This is a genomic window from Luteitalea pratensis (assembly GCF_001618865.1).
Taxonomy (GTDB): Bacteria; Acidobacteriota; Vicinamibacteria; order Vicinamibacterales; family Vicinamibacteraceae; genus Luteitalea; species Luteitalea pratensis.
This window is the reverse complement of the sequence record NZ_CP015136.1, coordinates 3282511-3300768: the sequence shown is the minus strand read 5'-3', so window position 1 is coordinate 3300768 and position 18258 is coordinate 3282511. Positions and strand designations below refer to the sequence as shown.

8 protein-coding genes and 3 pseudogenes are annotated in these 18258 nt (G+C 65.3%); 4 read left to right on the top strand and 7 right to left on the bottom strand.

Annotated elements, in window-relative coordinates:
- Positions 1 to 3 precede the first annotated feature (3 nt).
- On the bottom strand, positions 4 to 3006 hold the full coding sequence (locus tag LuPra_RS13525) for a protein kinase domain-containing protein (protein ID WP_110171240.1): 3003 nt from the start codon (positions 3004 to 3006) through the stop codon (positions 4 to 6).
- Positions 3007 to 4522: 1516 nt separating this feature from the next.
- Between LuPra_RS13525 and LuPra_RS13520 the strand changes: the two genes are divergently transcribed.
- Complete coding sequence (locus LuPra_RS13520) at positions 4523 to 6019, top strand: FAD-binding oxidoreductase (protein WP_110171239.1); 1497 nt, start codon at positions 4523 to 4525, stop codon at positions 6017 to 6019.
- Between the two features lie 964 nt (positions 6020 to 6983).
- Here LuPra_RS13520 and LuPra_RS13515 read toward each other — a convergent pair.
- The 5 genes and pseudogenes from LuPra_RS13515 to LuPra_RS13500 form a co-directional block, all read right to left on the bottom strand.
- Positions 6984 to 7313 (bottom strand): annotated as a pseudogene (locus LuPra_RS13515) (transposase); the annotation flags it as partial.
- 31 nt (positions 7314 to 7344) lie between these two features.
- A pseudogene (locus tag LuPra_RS34500) lies at positions 7345 to 7455 on the bottom strand (hypothetical protein); the annotation flags it as partial.
- A pseudogene (locus LuPra_RS34495) lies at positions 7454 to 7612 on the bottom strand (transposase); the annotation flags it as partial. The pseudogenes LuPra_RS34495 and LuPra_RS34500, both read right to left, overlap by 2 nt.
- Before the next feature lie 360 nt (positions 7613 to 7972).
- Complete coding sequence (locus LuPra_RS13505) at positions 7973 to 11593, bottom strand: ABC transporter permease/M1 family aminopeptidase (protein ID WP_110171236.1); 3621 nt, start codon at positions 11591 to 11593, stop codon at positions 7973 to 7975.
- Positions 11590 to 12483: an ABC transporter ATP-binding protein gene (locus LuPra_RS13500; protein WP_110171235.1), complete on the bottom strand. Its 894-nt coding sequence runs from the start codon at positions 12481 to 12483 to the stop codon at positions 11590 to 11592. Before LuPra_RS13500 ends, LuPra_RS13505 begins: the two co-directional genes overlap by 4 nt.
- Before the next feature lie 196 nt (positions 12484 to 12679).
- Here LuPra_RS13500 and LuPra_RS31895 point away from each other — a divergent pair, with 196 nt between their 5' ends.
- From LuPra_RS31895 to LuPra_RS13485, 3 genes are all read left to right on the top strand, one after another.
- Positions 12680 to 13180, top strand: a complete 501-nt coding sequence (locus LuPra_RS31895) for a helix-turn-helix domain-containing protein (protein WP_157899140.1) — start codon at positions 12680 to 12682, stop codon at positions 13178 to 13180.
- A 646-nt stretch (positions 13181 to 13826) separates the two neighbouring features.
- Positions 13827 to 16019, top strand: coding sequence for a winged helix-turn-helix domain-containing protein (locus LuPra_RS13490; RefSeq protein ID WP_162271384.1), 2193 nt, complete (start codon positions 13827 to 13829; stop codon positions 16017 to 16019).
- 631 nt (positions 16020 to 16650) lie between these two features.
- Entirely contained in the window at positions 16651 to 17673 is a 1023-nt protein-coding gene (locus LuPra_RS13485; RefSeq protein ID WP_162271383.1) for a tetratricopeptide repeat protein, read from the top strand.
- An 18-nt stretch (positions 17674 to 17691) separates the two neighbouring features.
- Here LuPra_RS13485 and LuPra_RS13480 read toward each other — a convergent pair whose 3' ends face one another.
- Positions 17692 to 18189: an SgcJ/EcaC family oxidoreductase gene (locus LuPra_RS13480; protein ID WP_110171231.1), complete on the bottom strand. Its 498-nt coding sequence runs from the start codon at positions 18187 to 18189 to the stop codon at positions 17692 to 17694.
- Between the last annotated feature and the right edge of the window lie 69 nt (positions 18190 to 18258).

Genomic DNA, 18258 nt, shown 5'->3' with positions numbered 1-18258 from the left:
GACTTACCGCGGAATGACCCAGGTCCTGGCCAGCCGATCGTGGGGTCCTTGCTGAGGGTGCACGAGGGTGGCGATGGCGCCGGCGGCCAGGAGCAGATACGTCAACACGAGGCCGACCATCGGCGAGGACGGGAGGGGGATGCTGTCCGGGCTTCTCTGCGACGCGGCCAGCCCGATAAACCAGAGCGCGGCGGGCGACCACGCCAGGAGCGCGCGAGCCAGCGAGCGCGCCCGACTCACCCCACGACCATCGGCCGTGACGACGGCCAACCCGTTGAATCGGGTGACGACACCGCCTGGGATCACCAGCGACGAGACGATGTGAAAGATCATTACCAGTGCCGTGATAAGCGCCACCAGAGTACTGACCACCAACGACACGAACCCCTCGGCCCCGTCCGCGATCTGCCGGCTGGCCTGGTCTGCTCGTTCGATCTCCGGCGCCAGTCGTGCCGAGCGCGCGATGACGTGGCTGGCGTCGGCGGGGTATCGCGCCAGGAGGCGCCGCGCGGCATCATGCCGAAGGGCCTGACGTTCCCGTTGAGGCGTGAAGGTGCGCCAGAACGTTTCGTCGCTCAAGCTCGAACGGAAGCGGTCGGCGACGTAGTGTTCGGCCTCTTGGTAAAGGTCCGGATCAACCAGCCGGCTGTCGGGCGTCGGGGTGATGAGCATGTCCAACCACTGCAACATATTCGCGTGTTCCGCCGTCCGCATGCGGTGTATCGCCGGCACGGCGACCACGCAGGCACCCATCATGGCCAGGAGGGGCACCAAGAACAAGGCCATTGGCAGTGCACGACGGGCGCGCGTGACGCGGTCCAACGTGCCCGAGAGGGCGACCAGTTGCTCGCGCGCCTTTTCCGCGCCCGCCGCGGTGCTGTGCCGCCACTCGTCGGTCAGGGTTCGCAGGGACAGCGGGAACCCCCCGACACCTGGCGTCAGCGACATCGCGTGGACGGAGAGAGCGGCCAGGAGACTGGCCGGCCCAGGCGCGATCGTTCCGGTGTGGTGCTCGGCGTGGCGGACCATAGGATGATGAAAATCGAGCAGCACAACATGGCCGTCGTCCCGCAGCCAGATTTGCGCGAGGCTGACCTCCGGTAGCGTCCCGTCGCCTTCCGCAGCGACGAGCTCGTTGGCCAGATCCATCAGCCACCCTCTCAGCGTCGGCCAGTCGGCGGGCTCGCGAGCGGCGACCAGCGGTCGTCCTGGCGGCGCTTCGAAAGCATCCCAGTGGTCAGTGGGGCTGGGTTGCGCAGCGAGCCAGTGCAGCCGCCCGATCCGCGAGACATCGCGCCGCCTCGCGCTCGTCGGCGGGTCGCCGAGTGGCCGCTGATGAATCCAGACGTTGCGACGCAGGATCGGATCGACCGCGAGCATCAGGGTGCCACGATCCGTCGCGCCCACATCGGCGAGGACGACGAATGGACCAAGGTGCGCGCGGCGTTCAGGCTCGCGAAGTGCCGCAGCGAGTTGCGGCGCCCGCACACGCCGACGATCCGGCCGCGGCCGTGACACGACTCGCGTGCCACTGGCGAGTTCGTGGAACGCGCGCCATGCATTTTTGCGCCGGGCCGGGATGAACAAGAGCGCCGCAAACAGTAGCGCGCTGGCGGGTCGCACGAGGTTGGGTGGGATGTTGGGCGGTGTCCCTCGCCATAGGATAACGGCGGTCAGCGTCAAGCCCGGCAGCACGAAGACCAGCGTCCGCATCAACACGCGACGAAACGACGGCGGACCGGACGCGGAGACAACCCGCAGGCCAAACAAGCGCTTGCCCAGCGAGGCCCCCGCCGTGCCCTCGAGCATCAGATAGTAGACAAGGCTGGCCATTGGGGCCAGGGCCAGCAACGAAGGAGGGCGAACGACCTCTGCGGCATCAAGCGCGCCCAGACCCCGGAGCCCGAGGCTAATGACCCCAAGCGGGAAGCCAATGATCAGGGTGTCGACCACACCAGCCAATGCGCGGGCGCCGAGGCGTGGTGCCACAGCGCTGGAACACGCGTACGGACGGAGCGCCTCGGCCAGCACCGCGTACGACTGCGGGCGAGCCGATGGCCACTTGCTCAAGCATTGCAGGACGAGTCCGGCGAGGCCGGGCGGAATCTCCGGGCGGACATCACGCGGCGACGGGGCCGGTTCCTGGACGACGCGGCTGATCAGATCGCGCAGGTCGGTGGCTTCGAAGGGCGGTCGCCCCGTCAGGAGATAGTAGAGCGTGGCGCCGACCGCGTAGATGTCGGCCCGCAGATCGAGTGGCTCGCCGCGCAGCTGCTCCGGTGCGGCGAATTGAGGCGTGCCTTGAAATCCACCTCCCTCCAGCTCGAAACGCACGTCTCGACTCAGTGTTGAGATCGAGAGCCCGAAGTCGCCGATCTTGACCAGGCCCTCGTGGTCGATGAAGCAGTTCGAAGGCTTCACGTCGCGATGCAGAATGCCCGCGGCGTGTGCGGCGTCCAGCCCGCCAACAACATCGAGCACCGCCGCGGCGGCGTCCGCAGGGGCCAGCGGGCCCTCCACGGCGACCTTATCCTTCAGCGTCCCCCCGGTGAGGAGCTCCATGGTGATGACCGGCGTGCCGGCAATCTCCTCGCTCCCAAAGATGTACACCGTGTGTGGATGGCTGACGGATGCGGCGAGCTGACCCTCACGGAGAAAGCGCGCGCGATCGTCGGGCCGGTGCAACCGGCTGCGTAAAACCTTCAGCGCCAGACGTCTGCCCGTCTGCAACTGTTCGGCCTCGTACACCTCGCCCATGCCGCCACGGCCGAGCAGCCGCCCGATGCGGTAGTCGCCCCAGATGTCTCCTGGATGGAGTCGCGTGGACGTCTCGTCAGTTTCGTCCGACGACGGACCTGGCGCGAGGGTCGGAATTGAGGGATCGCCGACACTGCCACTGCCGAGGCTGAGCAAACAGACCGGGCACAACCCCTCCGGAGCGTCCAGTCGCAGCGGCCGGCCACAAGCGATGCAGACGCGGGTCTCAGGTGTGACGTCGTCGCTCATGAAGTGAACAGACAGAAAGCCGCGCACAGGTTACTCGGTCCGGCAAGCTTGAGAACCTGGAACCTGCGCTCAAGAATCCTCCCGTCGGCAATTTTCCTTCGCAAGTCTGAATGCGCTCGCCTTGAGAAGGCCGTTCCCCTTCGTTGTTCGGTAATCGACCTTCTTGGCAAGCTCGAAGTACGTCGTGACGCAGTGCCCGGCCGCGCTTCGGATCGCAAGATTGGCTGCAGGACGCGCCTCGCAGCGTCGTCGAAGTAGGACCAGAGCTTTTGATTTCCGATATTCTCCATCGGTCTAACGGGAGAGTAAATGCCGGTGTTGACGAAATCGCCAGCGCAGCTGCGGCACTGCTAGAATCCGGCGCGCCGCAGGTGGACGCTACAGCGGCCTGTCAAGAAGCACGCCGCTCGTAAGTGGGGCCTGTTTGGCGTAACGGCTCGTAAATCCCTACGAACGGACGATCGGTCGGGGGCGGCGCACTCACTGGCCGGTAGGATCCTTCGTCCTCGGACGTTTTGCCGGTCACGATGGCTTCCGCTTCCGGGCGGAGTGCTTCGTCGGGAAGGTGATTCGGCCCTAGGCACCGGCGCTTCGTCGCGGGATTGCCTGGACGCCCCCGGCCGGTTGCCAAGCGTGACAAAGACTCCATCCAGGCAACCCGGGGTTCAGTTGTCAACGCCGGCCGAACTGTCCCAGGGATTCTGGACGCGGGACACTGTGCCCACCGCCTCCGCCAATACTCCACGACTGGGGAGGCTTCCAGAGGATTCCAGGGGACGGCAGTGAACTCGGGGAGAATGGCTTAACTGCGGCAATTGCAGGGGTTAACACCAGAAGTCGCGCGCCTGCAATGAGTTGCACGATGGAGGGTCAACCGGTTCGACTCCCGCCGCCTCCACCATTCTAAGTTATTTACTGTCAGTGAGTTAGCTGATACAGCCCAGCTCCGTTCCCGCGTCCCCTCCCCTGTTTCTCCCCCGAGTGGGCCAATTCCAGCCCACGCGCGGAGTCCCGTTTGCAAGATTCCGGCGTCTTCTGTGCTCCGGCGACCCGGGCACGGGACCGTTCACGCCGCCTCCCTCTGCCATCTCGCTCGCCGTACCCGTCCGGAACACCGCTTAAGACGATCACCGATACAGCGTCTTCGTTAAAGTGCCCTCGCAATCGGATCTACGCCGAGTTCCGGGATCCTCGGGGCGGGCGTGTCAACGCCGGATCGAACGTTCATCGTGCCGGCACCGACGCGCCCCGTGCGCCGTCTGCGAACCGTCATCGCTCGCGCGCAAGCGCCTGAGGTGTGCCTGCGCCTTGAGCGTGTATCGGCGTGTCGCGCTGCTCTCGAAGAGCTTTTCTTGTTTTCATCCTCGCTGCGGTGGGTTCTAATCAATCTGCCCCTTGTCAATGCCGGGTGCCCGGGAAGCGCTGGTTACGCCCCTCCTGTCCCTCCGCACCGCTAATGCTGTGGATCGTTTCTTACCGTTTCGACGCGCGGACTACGCAGCATCGACGGTGACCGATGGAGAGCGATATGAGAAGGCGAGACTTCCTTTCCAGTTCTGTAGCGCTCATGGTTGCATCCGGCCTTGCGCATTCGCGTTTTGCACGCGCGGCGCAATCCGCCGACGTGCCAGCCGTCTCGCGGACGGGCGGTGCAGTCATTCTCAGGGCAGCAGACATCGTCGCGTTCCAGGCCCAGCAGCGCGGACCCGTGCTCACCCGCGACAGCGACAGTTACGACGTTGTGCGGCGCGTCTGGAACGGCGCATTCGATCGTCACCCGGCGGTGATCGCGCGCTGCACCGGTGCCGCAGATGTGATCGGTGCGGTGCAGTTTGCCGCGCGCCACGACCTGCTGGTCGCGGTGCGGGGTGGAGGCCACAGCCTCCCCGGCTACTCGGTGTGTGAAGGCGGGATCATGATCGACCTCGCCCCCATGCAAGGCGTTCGGGTCGATCCGCAGACACGCGTCGTTCGCGCCGAACCTGGTGTCTTGCTAGGTGCGCTGGACCGTGAAACCCAGGCCTTCGGGCTCGTAGTGCCCGCAGGCACCGTCTCGCATACCGGCGTCGCGGGCCTCACGCTCGGTGGTGGCGTCGGTCGGCTGCAGCGAAAGTTTGGCCTGACCGTCGACTGCATGGTCGGCGCGGACCTGGTTACTGCGGACGGCCGATTGGTGCGGGCCGGCAGTGATGAGAATCCCGATCTGCTCTGGGCACTCCAGGGCGGCGGCGGCAACTTCGGCGTAGTGACTTCGTTCGAATTCCGCGCGTGCGAGTTCGGCCGCACTGCAGTCGCCGGTGGCATCGTCTTTCCAATCGACCAGGCACGCCGCGTGCTCGACGCATTCGCCGACTACTGCGATTCCGCCAGCGACGAACTCTGGATGGACCCCGTGCTCGAATGCGATGGCGCGGGTCATCGGCAGCTCAATTTCACTCTCTGTCACTGCGGCGATGACGCGAGCGCCGGCAAAGACGTCGCCGCCATACGAAAGTTCGGCAAGTCGGTGCGCGACAGCGTCGCCCGAAAACCGTGGACCGCGGTGCAGTCGGAGTTCGATCGCGATTCACCTCATGGCAATGGTTACTACATGTCGGGTGGACGGATTGCGAGACTCGTTCCCATCATGCTCGACCACGCAGTCGAAAGCATCACACTACCTGGCGCCGAGCTAGGCAAGATCTCCCTCACGCAGCAGGGAGGAGCGAGTGCGCGTCGTCCGGCCGCATCCACGGCCTACGCTTCGCGCGACGCGAGCCACAACTTCGTGGTGCGCGCGTCGTGGGAGCATCCCAAGGACGCGGCCGCGCGCACGGCGTGGCAAAAGCGGACGTGGAAAGGGTTCGAGCCCTATTCGGTCGGACTGTACGCGAACCTCAATGCCACTGATAGCAACGTCAAGGCGCGGTCGGCCTATGGCGACAACCTGGATCGGCTGATCGAGGTCAAGACAAAATACGACCCGACGAACCTGTTTCATCTGAACCCCAACATCGCCCCCCGTGTCGCGTGAGCGGCGATCCCGGGCTAGTCAATCCTCAGGTCATCAGTTCGCGACAAGCGCAAGGGCGCCTTTTGCGTCGGTCACCTGCTGACCGGAGACACGCCCTCCATCGACTGCCTCGCTGAACGCCAAGCAACTGCCGGCGTCTGGCCATGCCCGTGAACGGAGTAGCTGGCGCGTGCGCTCCTCGACCTTGGCCTTCGAGCCCGGCTGCGTGCCCGGACCATCGGACTTTTTCTGCGCGAGTTCTCGTCATTCACGCGGCGGCAGGACGACTGCGCCGACGGACTTCGAGTCTGGCCAGCTGGGCGTCTAGGTCTGCGACGCGGGCTGGTCGGCGGCGGCGTGACCGGCGCGGCACCCGTGCACCAAGGCCCCTGTGTTTGACCAGCGGCACTTCGCGGGCTACGTGCCCGGACATTCTGCACTTTCCTGCGCGAGTTCTCGTCATCTGCGCCCTAGACCGCGACCCGTGGCATTCCGTCCGGTGTTCACACCCTTGCGTTGTGTGCCGAACACGTCCCGCAGGTCACTGAAGGGTTGGCTTGCAGGCGGGCTCGGCGCGCGGCGGCCGCGTATCGCGAGTTCGGCCGGATCGCGTCGCAGTTCTCGAAGTACATCTCGTCTTGGTGTCTGGCCGCGAAATCCGTGTGTACGGCAGCACGAGGTCGTGTCCGTCGGCGTAGAACGCCACAGGCAGTGCACCCCGGCGCCTTCACGGCTCAAGGAGGCGTTGGTGCATGGCTCGACACCCGGCTCGCAGTTGTCCCCAAGCGCGGACTCGTCACCGACTCGTCGCCGAAGACTGAGGCCTGCCAAGCTCTGTCATCCGGTTCAGGACGCGGCACGCGAGGCTCGCCTCGACCTGCCGGCCACCTACACTGCGGGCGCGAAGTCCGTCGCCAATGATGGACTTGTAGCGGAAGAAGGCGTTCTCCACACGGGCCTGCCGATGGTAGCCCGCGGCCTTCTTTCACTGGCGTCGCCCGAGCGTTTCCACGTCGGTGATCGTGCGATCGCACGCCCTGGAGCGAGGCCCACGTCGCGAGATCCTGGCCGTCACGGTCGGCGCCACGATCACCCGCGCGTGTCGCGCGCTCGCGGCCTCATAGAAGGCGACCGTGTCGTAGGCCGCGTCCGCCGTGACGCTGGCGACCTCGCCAGCTGTCGCTCCAATCAGGTCGATACCCACCGTCCCGTCGTTGGCCGTCGCTTCGGTGAGGGCATGCGCGACGATCACGCCGGCGCGGTTGACACCCAAATGAAGCTTCTTCCAGCCTCGTGCACCACGCCCGCCGTGTTTCGCGGCCGCCCCCTCCCTTCCCGACCACTGACAGTCCCGTGCTGTCGACGATCAGATGCAGCGGTCCCTTCACTGGGAGGTTGTGCACCACCACGTCGAGCCTCCGAGTCCGGCGCGAAAGCGTCCGTGTGGTCCGGGGCATCGAGACGGGCGTGCATCATGGTCAGGATCGACCGGACGAAGCCCTCCATCTGGCGCAGGGGCAAGTGGAAGACGAGCCGGAGTGTCAGGGCGGTCTCGATCGCCACATCCAAAAACGTTGCTGCCCGCCAGGGCGACCGGAGGGCGGCACGCCCCACGCGACCCAGGCGTCTGGCGAGAACCAGAGCCGTCGCCCCGACTGACGAGGGCGCGTTCGTACGCCCGCCAATTTCCCACCCGATAGCGCGTCTTGTGCGTGGAATGAACCCGCGACTTCATCCCACGACCATGCCGCCGCGGGCGGGCGACGGGCCAGCGGCTCCAACGGCCGACCCATACTTGACCGTCCGCAGCCATGCACCAACGCCTCGATAGGGCCGGGGCGCTCACGAGGTCGCGCGAGCGCGCGCCGCTCCCCAATGATCCAGTGTCCGCAAGCCCAGGGCACTTTGCACCTGCACCCCCTTGCGCTCTCAGCTCGGCGAGGGACTTGAGCGTTCCTGCTGATTCTGCAGCTGTCATTCGTTGCGAGGCGCTCCTCGAGTGTCTCGCGAAGCCAGCACTCTGACGTTGTCGCCTCTTTGCACGTCGAGCAGTAGATGGTTCGGATCCACACCAGCACGATCTGGCTCGCGAGGCACGACCACGGTGATCGTCTGCTTCCCTGCCGGAATGCGATGCGTCTGCATGTAGAGCTCGTCGCTCCCAGCGAACACGCCGACCTGCACGAGGTCGTCCATCGGCACCTCCAGTTCAGCGCCCGCCAGGTCGTAGACAACCTTGCGTGCGTCGATGTCAAGCCTCACCTCCCACGCGCCTCCTGAGGTCTGGTGCGTCGACACCCCTTCCGTCTTGAGGTCCCAATACGCGTTGACTTCGAACAGGTCTCGCAACAGGGAGTGCAGTGACGCGGGCAGCGCCGTCTGCAATTGCCGATAGAGGTCATGCATCGTCGCCAGCGGTGCCCCCGGCAGTCGGTGTGCTTCGCGCAGTCGCCGCAGCGCACCGTTGACTGCATCGGTGCCGCCGTATTCGCTGAGCGCATGGAGTGCAAACGGACCGCGGCGATACGACGCGTACCCGTCGACACCGCGCAGCAGCGGCTCGCCCCGCCGAACCGGCGGGAACGGATGCGGTTGACGCATGAATTGCAGCAGTTGATCGAGCTGCGCACGTCCCTTCGCCTGCTCGACCGTCTTCATGGCGTAGTACCAGGCGACGCCCTCAGACATCACAGGGGCCCCTTCCACCGCCGCGTAGGGCACCGTCCACTGATGAGCCATCTCATGCGCGACGATAGCGAATGGGAACTCGAGAGCACCCGCGTCGTCAGGCGCCTGCCAGAGCGCGCTGCCTTCGTTGAAGGTGACCATGCTCGAATCGGCGTGCATGCCGGTGGCGTTGCCGGCGCGCTCGACGAACGTCAGGTGACCATATCCGTAGGGGCCGACGTTCGTGGTGTGGTAGTCGAGCGAGGCCTGAATCCCCTGCATGATGCTCTCCCGGCTGGCCGAATGCCCGGGATGATGGACAACGCGGACAGTCACGGCCCGTTCGTCGGATGTGCTCTGCCAGGTCGCTTCGTGCACTGCGTAGCGGGCCGAGAAGATTCCGTACTCGTTGGTGATAGGCGCATCGGTCACGTAGTGGAAGTAACGACGTCCGTTGTCCACCCACGTGCGCCGCAGCGCGCCGGGCGCAACAGCCAGCTGGTCTGCGCTGGTGCCCACCAGCACGTCCAACGTCGTTCCACTGCCGCGGTCACCTGGCGCCTCCTTGTCGCCCAGCGGCGCGATCAGTGGCCGCGAGGGCAGGCCGTACTCGTGGCGGTCGCTTGCGCTGATCAACTCGCGAGTCGGCTGATACCCGATCGTCGGCAACCACGTGTTCGTGAGGTGCGTGCCGTTCTGGACGACGGCGTCACTGATGCCGTCGTGCCGAAAGCCTCGTCGCTCGACGCGGACGTCGAACGAGAGCTGCAACGAGTCTCCTGGCTCAAGCGGGCGCTCGAGCACGAAGATGCGGTGAAATAGTTCCTCGTCCGCCAGCGTCATCACGGCTGCACGGTTCAACGTGATGGCCGCAGTCTCGACGGCCGGCGCCGGAGCAATGTGAATCGCCTCGATTGCGGCGTGGGTGTCATTGAGCACACGGTAGGTGCCGCGGATCTCTGCCGCTCCCCGTTCGGGATGAATCTCGACGCGCAGTTCAGTGCCGACGATCTGCGGCTGAGGGATGCGTGCGTACCGGGCGTAGCGGCGCTCGTACTCCGCCTGACGTGTGGCGCCGGCCGACACGCTGACGTATGTGTTGAGCACATTCGTGTTGTAGAAGGTGAATCCGCCCAGAGTGAGGACCAGCACGATCCCGGCAGCGGTCGCGGTTGTCGTAGCGCCCGTGAAGCGCTGGCGCACCGCTCGAAGCCGCGGCGTCCATCGTGTCTCTCGGCCACGCACCCAGAGCAGCCGCGCCGCCACGGCTAGCAGTATCAGCCACGACGCCCAGTACAGCTTGAACGCAAGCCACGGGACCAGCGAGGGTCCGAAGCCGCGCATCTCCGTGTAGGACCACGTCGGTCCCGCGCCGTAGATCAGCAGACGGTGCTCGACACCGAACAACGCCGGCATCGCGATGAACACGTACGCGCCGACCAATACCAGGTGGGCGCCATACTTCTGGAGGACAACTGAGTGCACGACAAGTGCAAGGCCGGCGAACAGCAGATACTCGGCAAGCTGCAGCCCGAGCAGGGTCTTCAGATACAGCGCGATCTCATGATGTCGATACCCCAGCATCGTCTGCGCCACGATGCCCGAGAGCATCAGCAGCGTGTTGAACGCGGTGAGTGCCAGTGCAAGTCCCAGATACTTACCGACCAGCGGTGTCCAGTCCGAGCCGGGCAGGGCATCGGTGATGTCACTCAGACGGGCGTCTCGCTCGCGCCACACCAGTTCTCCGGCAAAGTAGATGGTCAGCAATGGGACAATCAACCAGCGGCTCAGTTCGTCAGAGAGCGAGCCGGTCAGCTCAGCGATGACCAACGCAGTCACAGGGATGAGCCGCGCGCCGCCCGATTCCATCTGGTCAACAACGACCGGCACCGATAACAGCGGAATGACGACGAAGAACACCAGTCCCGCCCAACTCGCGGCAATGTAGCGGAACGATGCCCACGCGATGGCGAGCGCCTGCTTCGTCTGGACGCGAACACCGAATGTCCGGGGGACAGATAGCGTGGAGATCAATTCACCCGCAGTCGCGTACACGTCCGCATCCCTTGACGCCAGCAGGTTGTTCCTGCGAGCGCGCAGGACGCGAAGCCGGGCATAGAGGCCATTGCCGGTCCGATGCGCGAAGCGGAATCGGAAGTGCGTCAGAACAAGGGTCATCAGTGCGACGGCAGCCCAGAGCAGCCGGTTCTGGAGCACGACGCCTTCCAGGGACAGCAGACGAACATTCTTCTCGACGGGTGTCCACTGCCGTCCCAGGTCTTCGACAATGAAGCGGATGCCGATCGGGTCCAGCAGGGCGCCCCATGTGTGCCAGAAGAGCAGGGCCGCCGAGATGAAGAAGCCGGTAAAGAACAGGAGAAAGCTGCCGAAGTACGCGGCCATCGGGCGTCCCGATCGCACGGCCAGCGCGAACTGGATGGCCGTGGCGACCAGGGCGTTCACCAGCGAGATGAAGAGGTACGCCGTCAGGTACGCGGCGAGTCGGAACGGGGCGCGGTACACGGTGATGCCGCCCGGCATGTAGACGGCACTGATGATGCCGATCTGCACCGCTGTGAGCAGCAGCGCGTTCATCGTGAGCGCAGCCAGGAATCGTCCGCTTAGATATGCCGTCTTGCTGACCGGCATCGTATACGTCAGTGGATACATACCGGTGCTGACGTCTCTGGCTCCGGCGTCACCTGCGACGACACCCCCTGCCACTAGCCACAGTAGCCCGCCAAATACCGTGGCGCTCGCGATCAGGAATGGTGCGTTCGCGAAATAGTCTTCATAGAGCTGATCGGCCACATAGTTCGTCCTGACGAACAGCACCGTGACGCCCAGGAGAGCCGTGAAGATCAACAGGAGCCAGGGTCGGCGAAGCTGGTAGCTGCACTCGAAGAGGAAAATTGCGAGGAGCTTCACAGGCTCGCCTCCCCGCCCTCGCGCCGGCCGGACATCGTTCTGAAGTACACGTCCTCCAGGTTGGGTTCAGCGGCCTCGAAGCCTGGTCCGGGTTGCGTGTCGCTATAGACGCGCACGAGCGTCCGTCCAGCAAGCAGTTTCGTCGAGATGACGTCGTGCTCGCGTGTAACGCTGGCCCGTGAACGCGTGTCGATCACGCGCCGCCAGATGCGACCCTCTACCTCCTTCATGGCGCTGAGCGGTTCTGCCTCAAGCAAGATCTCGCCTCGGTCGATAATGGCCATCCGGCTGCAGAGCTCCGAGACGTCGTCGACGATGTGCGTGGAGAGAATGACCACGCTGCTTTCACCGACCTCGCTAAGCAGATTGAGGAAGCGGACGCGTTCGGCCGGGTCCAGCCCGGCGGTGGGTTCATCGACGATCAGCAGCGTTGGATTGCCGATGAGGGCGACGGCGATGCCGAAGCGCTGGCGCATGCCGCCAGAGTAGCCACCGAGCTTCTGCCTGCGGACATGCCAGAGGTTGGTTTGCTGGAGCAGCGCTTGGACGACTTCTTTCCGTGCCTTCCGCTCGCTAATGCCCTTCAGAAGCGCGAAGTGGTCGAGCAGATCTTCGGCGCTGCTTCCCGGGTACAGCCCGAAGTCCTGGGGCAGATAGCCAAGCGTCTGACGCAGGGCGCCTTTGTGCAGAAGGACGTCGAGTTCGCCGAAGCAAATGCTGCCTGCGTCCGCGTCCTGCAATGTGGCCAGGATCCGCATCAGCGTCGACTTGCCGGCGCCGTTGGGCCCGAGCAGCCCATACATGCCCGCCGGAATGGTCAAGCTGACGTCCTTCAGCGCGTGGATGCCTCCAGGGTACGTTTTCGAGACGTTTCGGATCTGCAGTTCCATAGACCAACTCGGACGCAGGGTCACAGTTCGCCGTTCGGCCACTGTCGTGAGGAGTGCATCAGCAATAGGTGAGATCTTGGTGAGAGCCAAGTCCGGACGGAAGCATTCCGGGCCGAAACTGCGCAATCAAGTCTCTTCACCTGCCTGGCCTACCGAGGGACCTGAGGTCGCGCCGGCATGCGCTCCTGCGGAAGCCGTGCAGCCTGCCTGGTCAGACCCAGCTTCAACCCGTGAGCAGACCGGGGACGGACGGCGCTGTGTAGATCCGGCACGTCTCCCGATCCGTCCAGGCAGCCGGCAGGCTGCCCTGACCGCGATTTCCGAAGCCGATGGGCACGACGACGTCTCGACATCCTCGCCCGCCGACACGTCGGCCGAGTGGGCGAATGCCATGCTCGTTCAGGACGCGTGCGGTGAGTACGCCGCCTTGCAGCAATCGCAAGTCGCCTCCGTCCCACCGATTCTAGATGGGCTCGCCGAACCGAAGCTGGGGGAACATCTCAAGACGACGCTGCCGGCGATTGGTAAGATGGTGCAGCGAACTGGCCTTTCGCACTCTCAGTTCTCGGCGCTGCTGGGGCCGTCGGTCCGGACGCTGCACGAAAGGGGCAGGGACGACGCGCGCCGGTCGGGCGGCGCCCGGACGCTGCTCATCATCGCAGCGAAGAATCCAAGGGCGCTCGTCGACGTGGCCTGAGGGATGGCACGCTCGCCGCTGCAGGACGCCAGCGACGCGCGATTTCATCGAACCGGGCGTGGGGGTACAAACGGGGGTATGGAGCTCGTGCAGTTAAGCGTTCAAGCTGGTTAGCGAGCGAGTTACCGTCAGCGCTTCGACTCCCGCCGCCTCCACCACCCAAACCCTTTGTACATCAACAGCTTACGGCCGTCAAGCCGAAGCTGTTGCACGCCTGTTGCTCGACTCCGACGGTGCCACCGAGGGCGAGTCCAGCAGGGCGAACGCCTGCGCCGCGTGTCCGGGCGCGAAGTGCATGTACCGCTCGGTAGTGGTCAGGTTCTCGTGACCGGCGACGCCCTGAATGATCCCGGGGACTCACGCCCTTCATCGCGAGGTGCGAGCAGAAGGTATGGCGAAGAATGTGAACCCGTGCCGGACGCCCGCCTTCTTGGCGACCGGCCGCAGGCACCTGGTTCTGCGTCAGGCTCCGGTTCTTGCCGTGAAGCACCAGCCCCGACGACTCGCGGTACCGCAGCAGGGTTGCGCGGAGCAGCAATCCGGGTAAGCGCCGGTGTCGCCTGGGGCCCTTGGCGTTCTCGTGGGCACACTGCTACGCTTGCAATCCACCCACGAAATACCAGTCGTTGTCGCGAGGCAGGCATCCTTGTCGACGAGTGAGTCGTACCACTTCGGAGAGTATCGCGTGGACGTCGACCAGCGCGTAGTGCTGCGCGCGGGTGAGGCGATCGCGCTGTCGCCGAAGGGCTTCGACCTTCTCGTGCTGCTCGTACGACGGCCCAGACACGCCTTCTCGCGACAGGAGTTGATGACGGCGCTCTGGCCGGACACGTTCGTCGAAGAAGCGAACCTGTCGTTCCAGGTGTCCACGTTGCGCAAGGCGCTGGGCGATGGCGCAGGGCACTGGATCGAGACCGTTCCCAAGCATGGCTATCGTTTCGCGGCCGACGTCCAGGCCAGCGCCCCTCTGGTCGCACCGCCCGTTGCACCCACCGATCAGGCACCGGTCGACCCGTCGTCGCGCGGTCGAGCAACGAACCCCCGCCGATGGTGGGCCGCTGGTGCGCTCGGCGCATGCGGGCTGGCAGCCTTGGCGTACGCGATCACCGGCCGGCCCTCCCCCGACCCGAGTGAGCCGCGCGACGGACCACGTCAGGCCAGGCGACTGACCGCGTATGCGGGCTTCGAACGGACACCGAGCCTGTCGCCAGATGGCAGCCAGGTGGCATTCTCGTGGAACGGGGCATCGCAGGACAATCACGACATCTACATCAAGCTCGTGGGGCCGGGCGAGCCCATTCGCCTCACCACCAACCGGGCGGCGGACGATGCCCCCGCCTGGTCGCCGGATGGCCAGGAGATCGCGTTCCTGCGGTCGTTGGCGCACAGCGACACGAAGGTTGAGGTCCTGATTGTTCCGGCGCTTGGACAGGCGGCGGAGCGACACGTCGGCACCGTTGCAGTGCCGCCTTCCAGCCTCGGCTGGACGCCGGCTCGACTCAGCTGGACGCCGGATGGTCGCTGGATAGCCATCGGTGTCGATGAGCCCGCCGAGAGTCGCGGCATCTGGTTGCTGTCAAAGGACGGACGCGAGAGGCGCCGCCTGACCACCACGCCGCGCGACGAGTTCAACGGTGACTCCAACCCCGCGTTTTCGTCCGATGGGCGTCACATGGCGTTCATTGGGGGTGCAGGGGTCGGCGCGAACGCGATCCACATCCTTGCCCTGTCGCCAGCGTTCGAGCCGATCGGCAGCCCTGTACGGGTCACGACGCCGGTGGAAGTTCACCTCGGGCTCGCGTGGGCAGGCGACGATACGGCGCTGGTATTCTCCTCCGGGGCAATTTTTGGACAGTCACGATTGCAACGTCTCCCCTTGCGGACGGATCGATTGGCCGCTTCGGGTCCCTCGTCCGTGCTGCCGTTTGGTGAACAGGCCACGACGCTGAGCTTGAGCCCGGGCGGGCGGCTGGTCTATGAAGTCAATTTCAGGGACACCGCCCTCGAGCGCATGCACGTGCCGGCGGGCGCAAGCAGTCCTCTCGCGTCCGTGGTGGGCCCGTCGACCTACGACGAAGCCACGCCCGCCTATTCGCGCGACGGCAGCCACATCGCATTCATATCGACGAGGACCGGGGACCAGGAACTGTGGGTCTCGAACACTGATGGCACGAACCTGCGCCAGGTGACCTTCATGGGCGGTCCGATGTGTACGAACCCGCAGTGGTCTCCCATCGACGACGACCGAATCTTGTTCCAGGCACGACGTGAGGGACGGAGTGCCGTGTATATGCTGGATCTTGGAACACTTACAACGCAGCAACTTACGAGCGAGGAGCATGCGTACGGCGAGGCCCGGTGGTCGCGAGACGGCAAGTGGATCTATGTCGGGGCGGCGAGGACGGGCCGCAGGGAGGTGTGGCGGCTGCCGTCAGTCGGCGGTGCGGCCGTCCAGTGGACCAGGAACGGCGGCACCGCCGCGAGCGAGGCCGTCGATGGGTTCCTGTACTACGCGAAAGCGACGGGCGCGTCGCCGACGAGCATCTGGCGCATGCCCGTGGCGGGAGGACCTGAAACGCTTGTCGTCGAGGGGCTCAGTCACGCCATCAACTTCGCGGTGGGCGACCGCGGCATCTACTTTGTGTCGAGGGGCGAGTCGCCCTACGACACGGCCGTGGAGTATCTAGACCTGAGCTCGCTGATCCGCACCAGGCTTGCGGGTCTCGGCGGCCGCCACTGGTGGTATGGCGCAGCGCTCAGTCCCGACCAGCAATGGTTCATGTACTCGGTGGTGCAAAGCCTGAACAGCAACCTGATGGTCGTGGACCTCGTCCGATGACCGGTCACGTTCGGCGAGCTCGACTGAGATGCTGCGTCGGATTGTCTCCAGGTAGTCTCGGGTTGAAGCCGCTTGCGCCGCCGCGCGGCTGCAGCGGCGTGCACTGCCTCGAGTGGACGTCCCGCAACATTCTAAGCCGGGGGGCGCACGTTCAAGGCCTGGCAGTCGTAACACGCAAGGCACTCACCCTCTCAGTACCGGAGTCAGGGCGATCGCCTCGCAGCCACGAGGCAAGCGCACCGGCGCCGGTGCATTCTGCACGTTTTTGCGCGAGTTCTCGTATCGAGGCGGTGGTCATGCCGCCATCAACACGATCCGCTCACGGGCATAGGCAGACGGAGCCGCCGGCAACCTGACGACAAGTCGCACTGCGGCGTGCGGAATGTGTTGGCGCAGACCACGGCACTGGTCCCGAGCGCTCTCCACCACGCCGCGCCAGGGTGAACGAGCATCGCTCAGCGTTGTCGCGGCTGGGGCGGCATCATTGCTTGTTGAGTCCCTGCAGAAACCCCAGAACCGCCTGGTTGAAATCATGGGGCTTCTCCAGATTCGGGACAACGTCACGTCGCCCCGACAGAAGAGGGCGCGCTCGTATGCCCGCCAATTCCCCACCCGATAGTGCGTCTTGTACGTGCGATGCACCCGCGACTATGTGACGAGCGCTCCTGCGTCACCATCGATCGAGGGCGACGCACGGCAGGCCTTCGTCAAAGGCCGATATTTCTGGGGCAAACGTACTCCTGACGATCTGCAACGCAGCGTCCAGTACTTCCGCAGGGCCGTCGAGGCCGATCCGGACTACGCGCCGACGTGGGCGGGACTGGCCCACGCATACTTGATCATCGGCATCTTCGGACTTCAGCAACCCGACGATGTCCTGCCCGATGCTCGCGCCGCAGCGTCGCGCGCGCTGGCACTCGACGGCTCGCTCGCGGCGGCGCACACCGCTCTGGCGGAAATTCACAAGCTGTACGAATGGGACTGGGCCGCCTCGGAGCGCTCGTTCCTGAAGGCCATCGAGCTCGACCCCGGCTACCCTGTCGCACATCACTGGTACGCCCAGCTTCTGCCGATCCAGGCGCGCCATGACGAAGCACGGCGCGAGATCGAGACGGCGCATCGTTGCGATCCGCTCTCGCCGGTCATCTCCGCGTTCCGTTCGTACGCGGCATGCGAAGCGCGCCGCTACGAGGTCGCCGTCGCGGCGGCACACGAAGCGCTCGAGCTCGATGGTTACGCGCCCCTGACGCACTACATGCTCGGGCGCGCCTATGCGAAGCTGGGCGAATCAGGGCGGGCGGTGGCCGCGCTCGAAACCGCCGCACGTCTCGCCGGATGGTTCCCTGCCGTGCAAGCAGCGCTCGGATTCGTCTATGCACGGAGCGGCGAACATGCCCGAGCGCAGGTGATCCTCAGGGAACTGCGCGAGCGTCAGCGCAGTCAGTACGTGTCGCCCGTGGATCTCGCGCAGGTCGAACTGGGACTCGGGAACACGGACGCCGCAGTCAGGGCGCTCGAGGAGGCCTACCGCGCTCGCGCCGTGCGCACCGTGGTCATCGGCGATCCGTTCTTCTCCGAACTCGCCCCGGACGAGCGCTATCGTCGGCTGCTGGCGCTGTTGCGGCTGCCGCTGCAAACGAGCGCACCCAGCTAGCTTCGATGCTGCGCCGGCCTACGGCTGCTCTTGACCCTGCTTGCGCTGTTGCCTCCACTTCGCTCGTTCCTCCTCCCAGGGCACCGCCTGCGGCGCGACGTTCGTGAAGCTGACGGTCAGCCACCTGCCGCCCTGCTTCTGCATCACGTAGGTGCCCAGGTTGGGGCCGTTCTTGCTCATTGACGACACCTGCACCACGGCAACCTCAGGCGTCACGAGGCGGATCTTCTCGACCACGTGCGTCTTCTGGCTGGTCCGCAGCGGGCCGGTGTGGATGAAGACGATGTCTTCGCGAAGCGACGCCTTGCCCTTGCGCCACTCGCCGAAGACGTTGAGGTGATCGGCGTCGTCGGCAAACGTGGAGATCATCGTGTCGGGAGCGTGCGCGTTCCATCCCTCGTAGAACGTCGCGAGCACTCGTCTGATCGCCACTTCTTCGTCTGCCTGGGCGGGTTGCGCATCCGCACTCGCCCCGGCGGCAAGAAACAACATCTGGGCGACGAGAATCCATTTCATGAGCAGCGCCTCCCCTTGCCCGTGGCCCCGCAGGCCGGCATGGCCAGGCGACCCTTACTGACATTCAGC

Coding starts and splice junctions, on each gene's coding strand:
- LuPra_RS13480 (WP_110171231.1), bottom strand. CDS start 18,189: ATGAAATGGATTCTCGTCGCCCAGATGTTGTTTCTTGCCGCCGGGGCG.
- LuPra_RS13500 (WP_110171235.1), bottom strand. CDS start 12,483: ATGGAACTGCAGATCCGAAACGTCTCGAAAACGTACCCTGGAGGCATC.
- LuPra_RS13525 (WP_110171240.1), bottom strand. CDS start 3,006: ATGAGCGACGACGTCACACCTGAGACCCGCGTCTGCATCGCTTGTGGC.
- LuPra_RS13520 (WP_110171239.1), top strand. CDS start 4,523: ATGGAGAGCGATATGAGAAGGCGAGACTTCCTTTCCAGTTCTGTAGCG.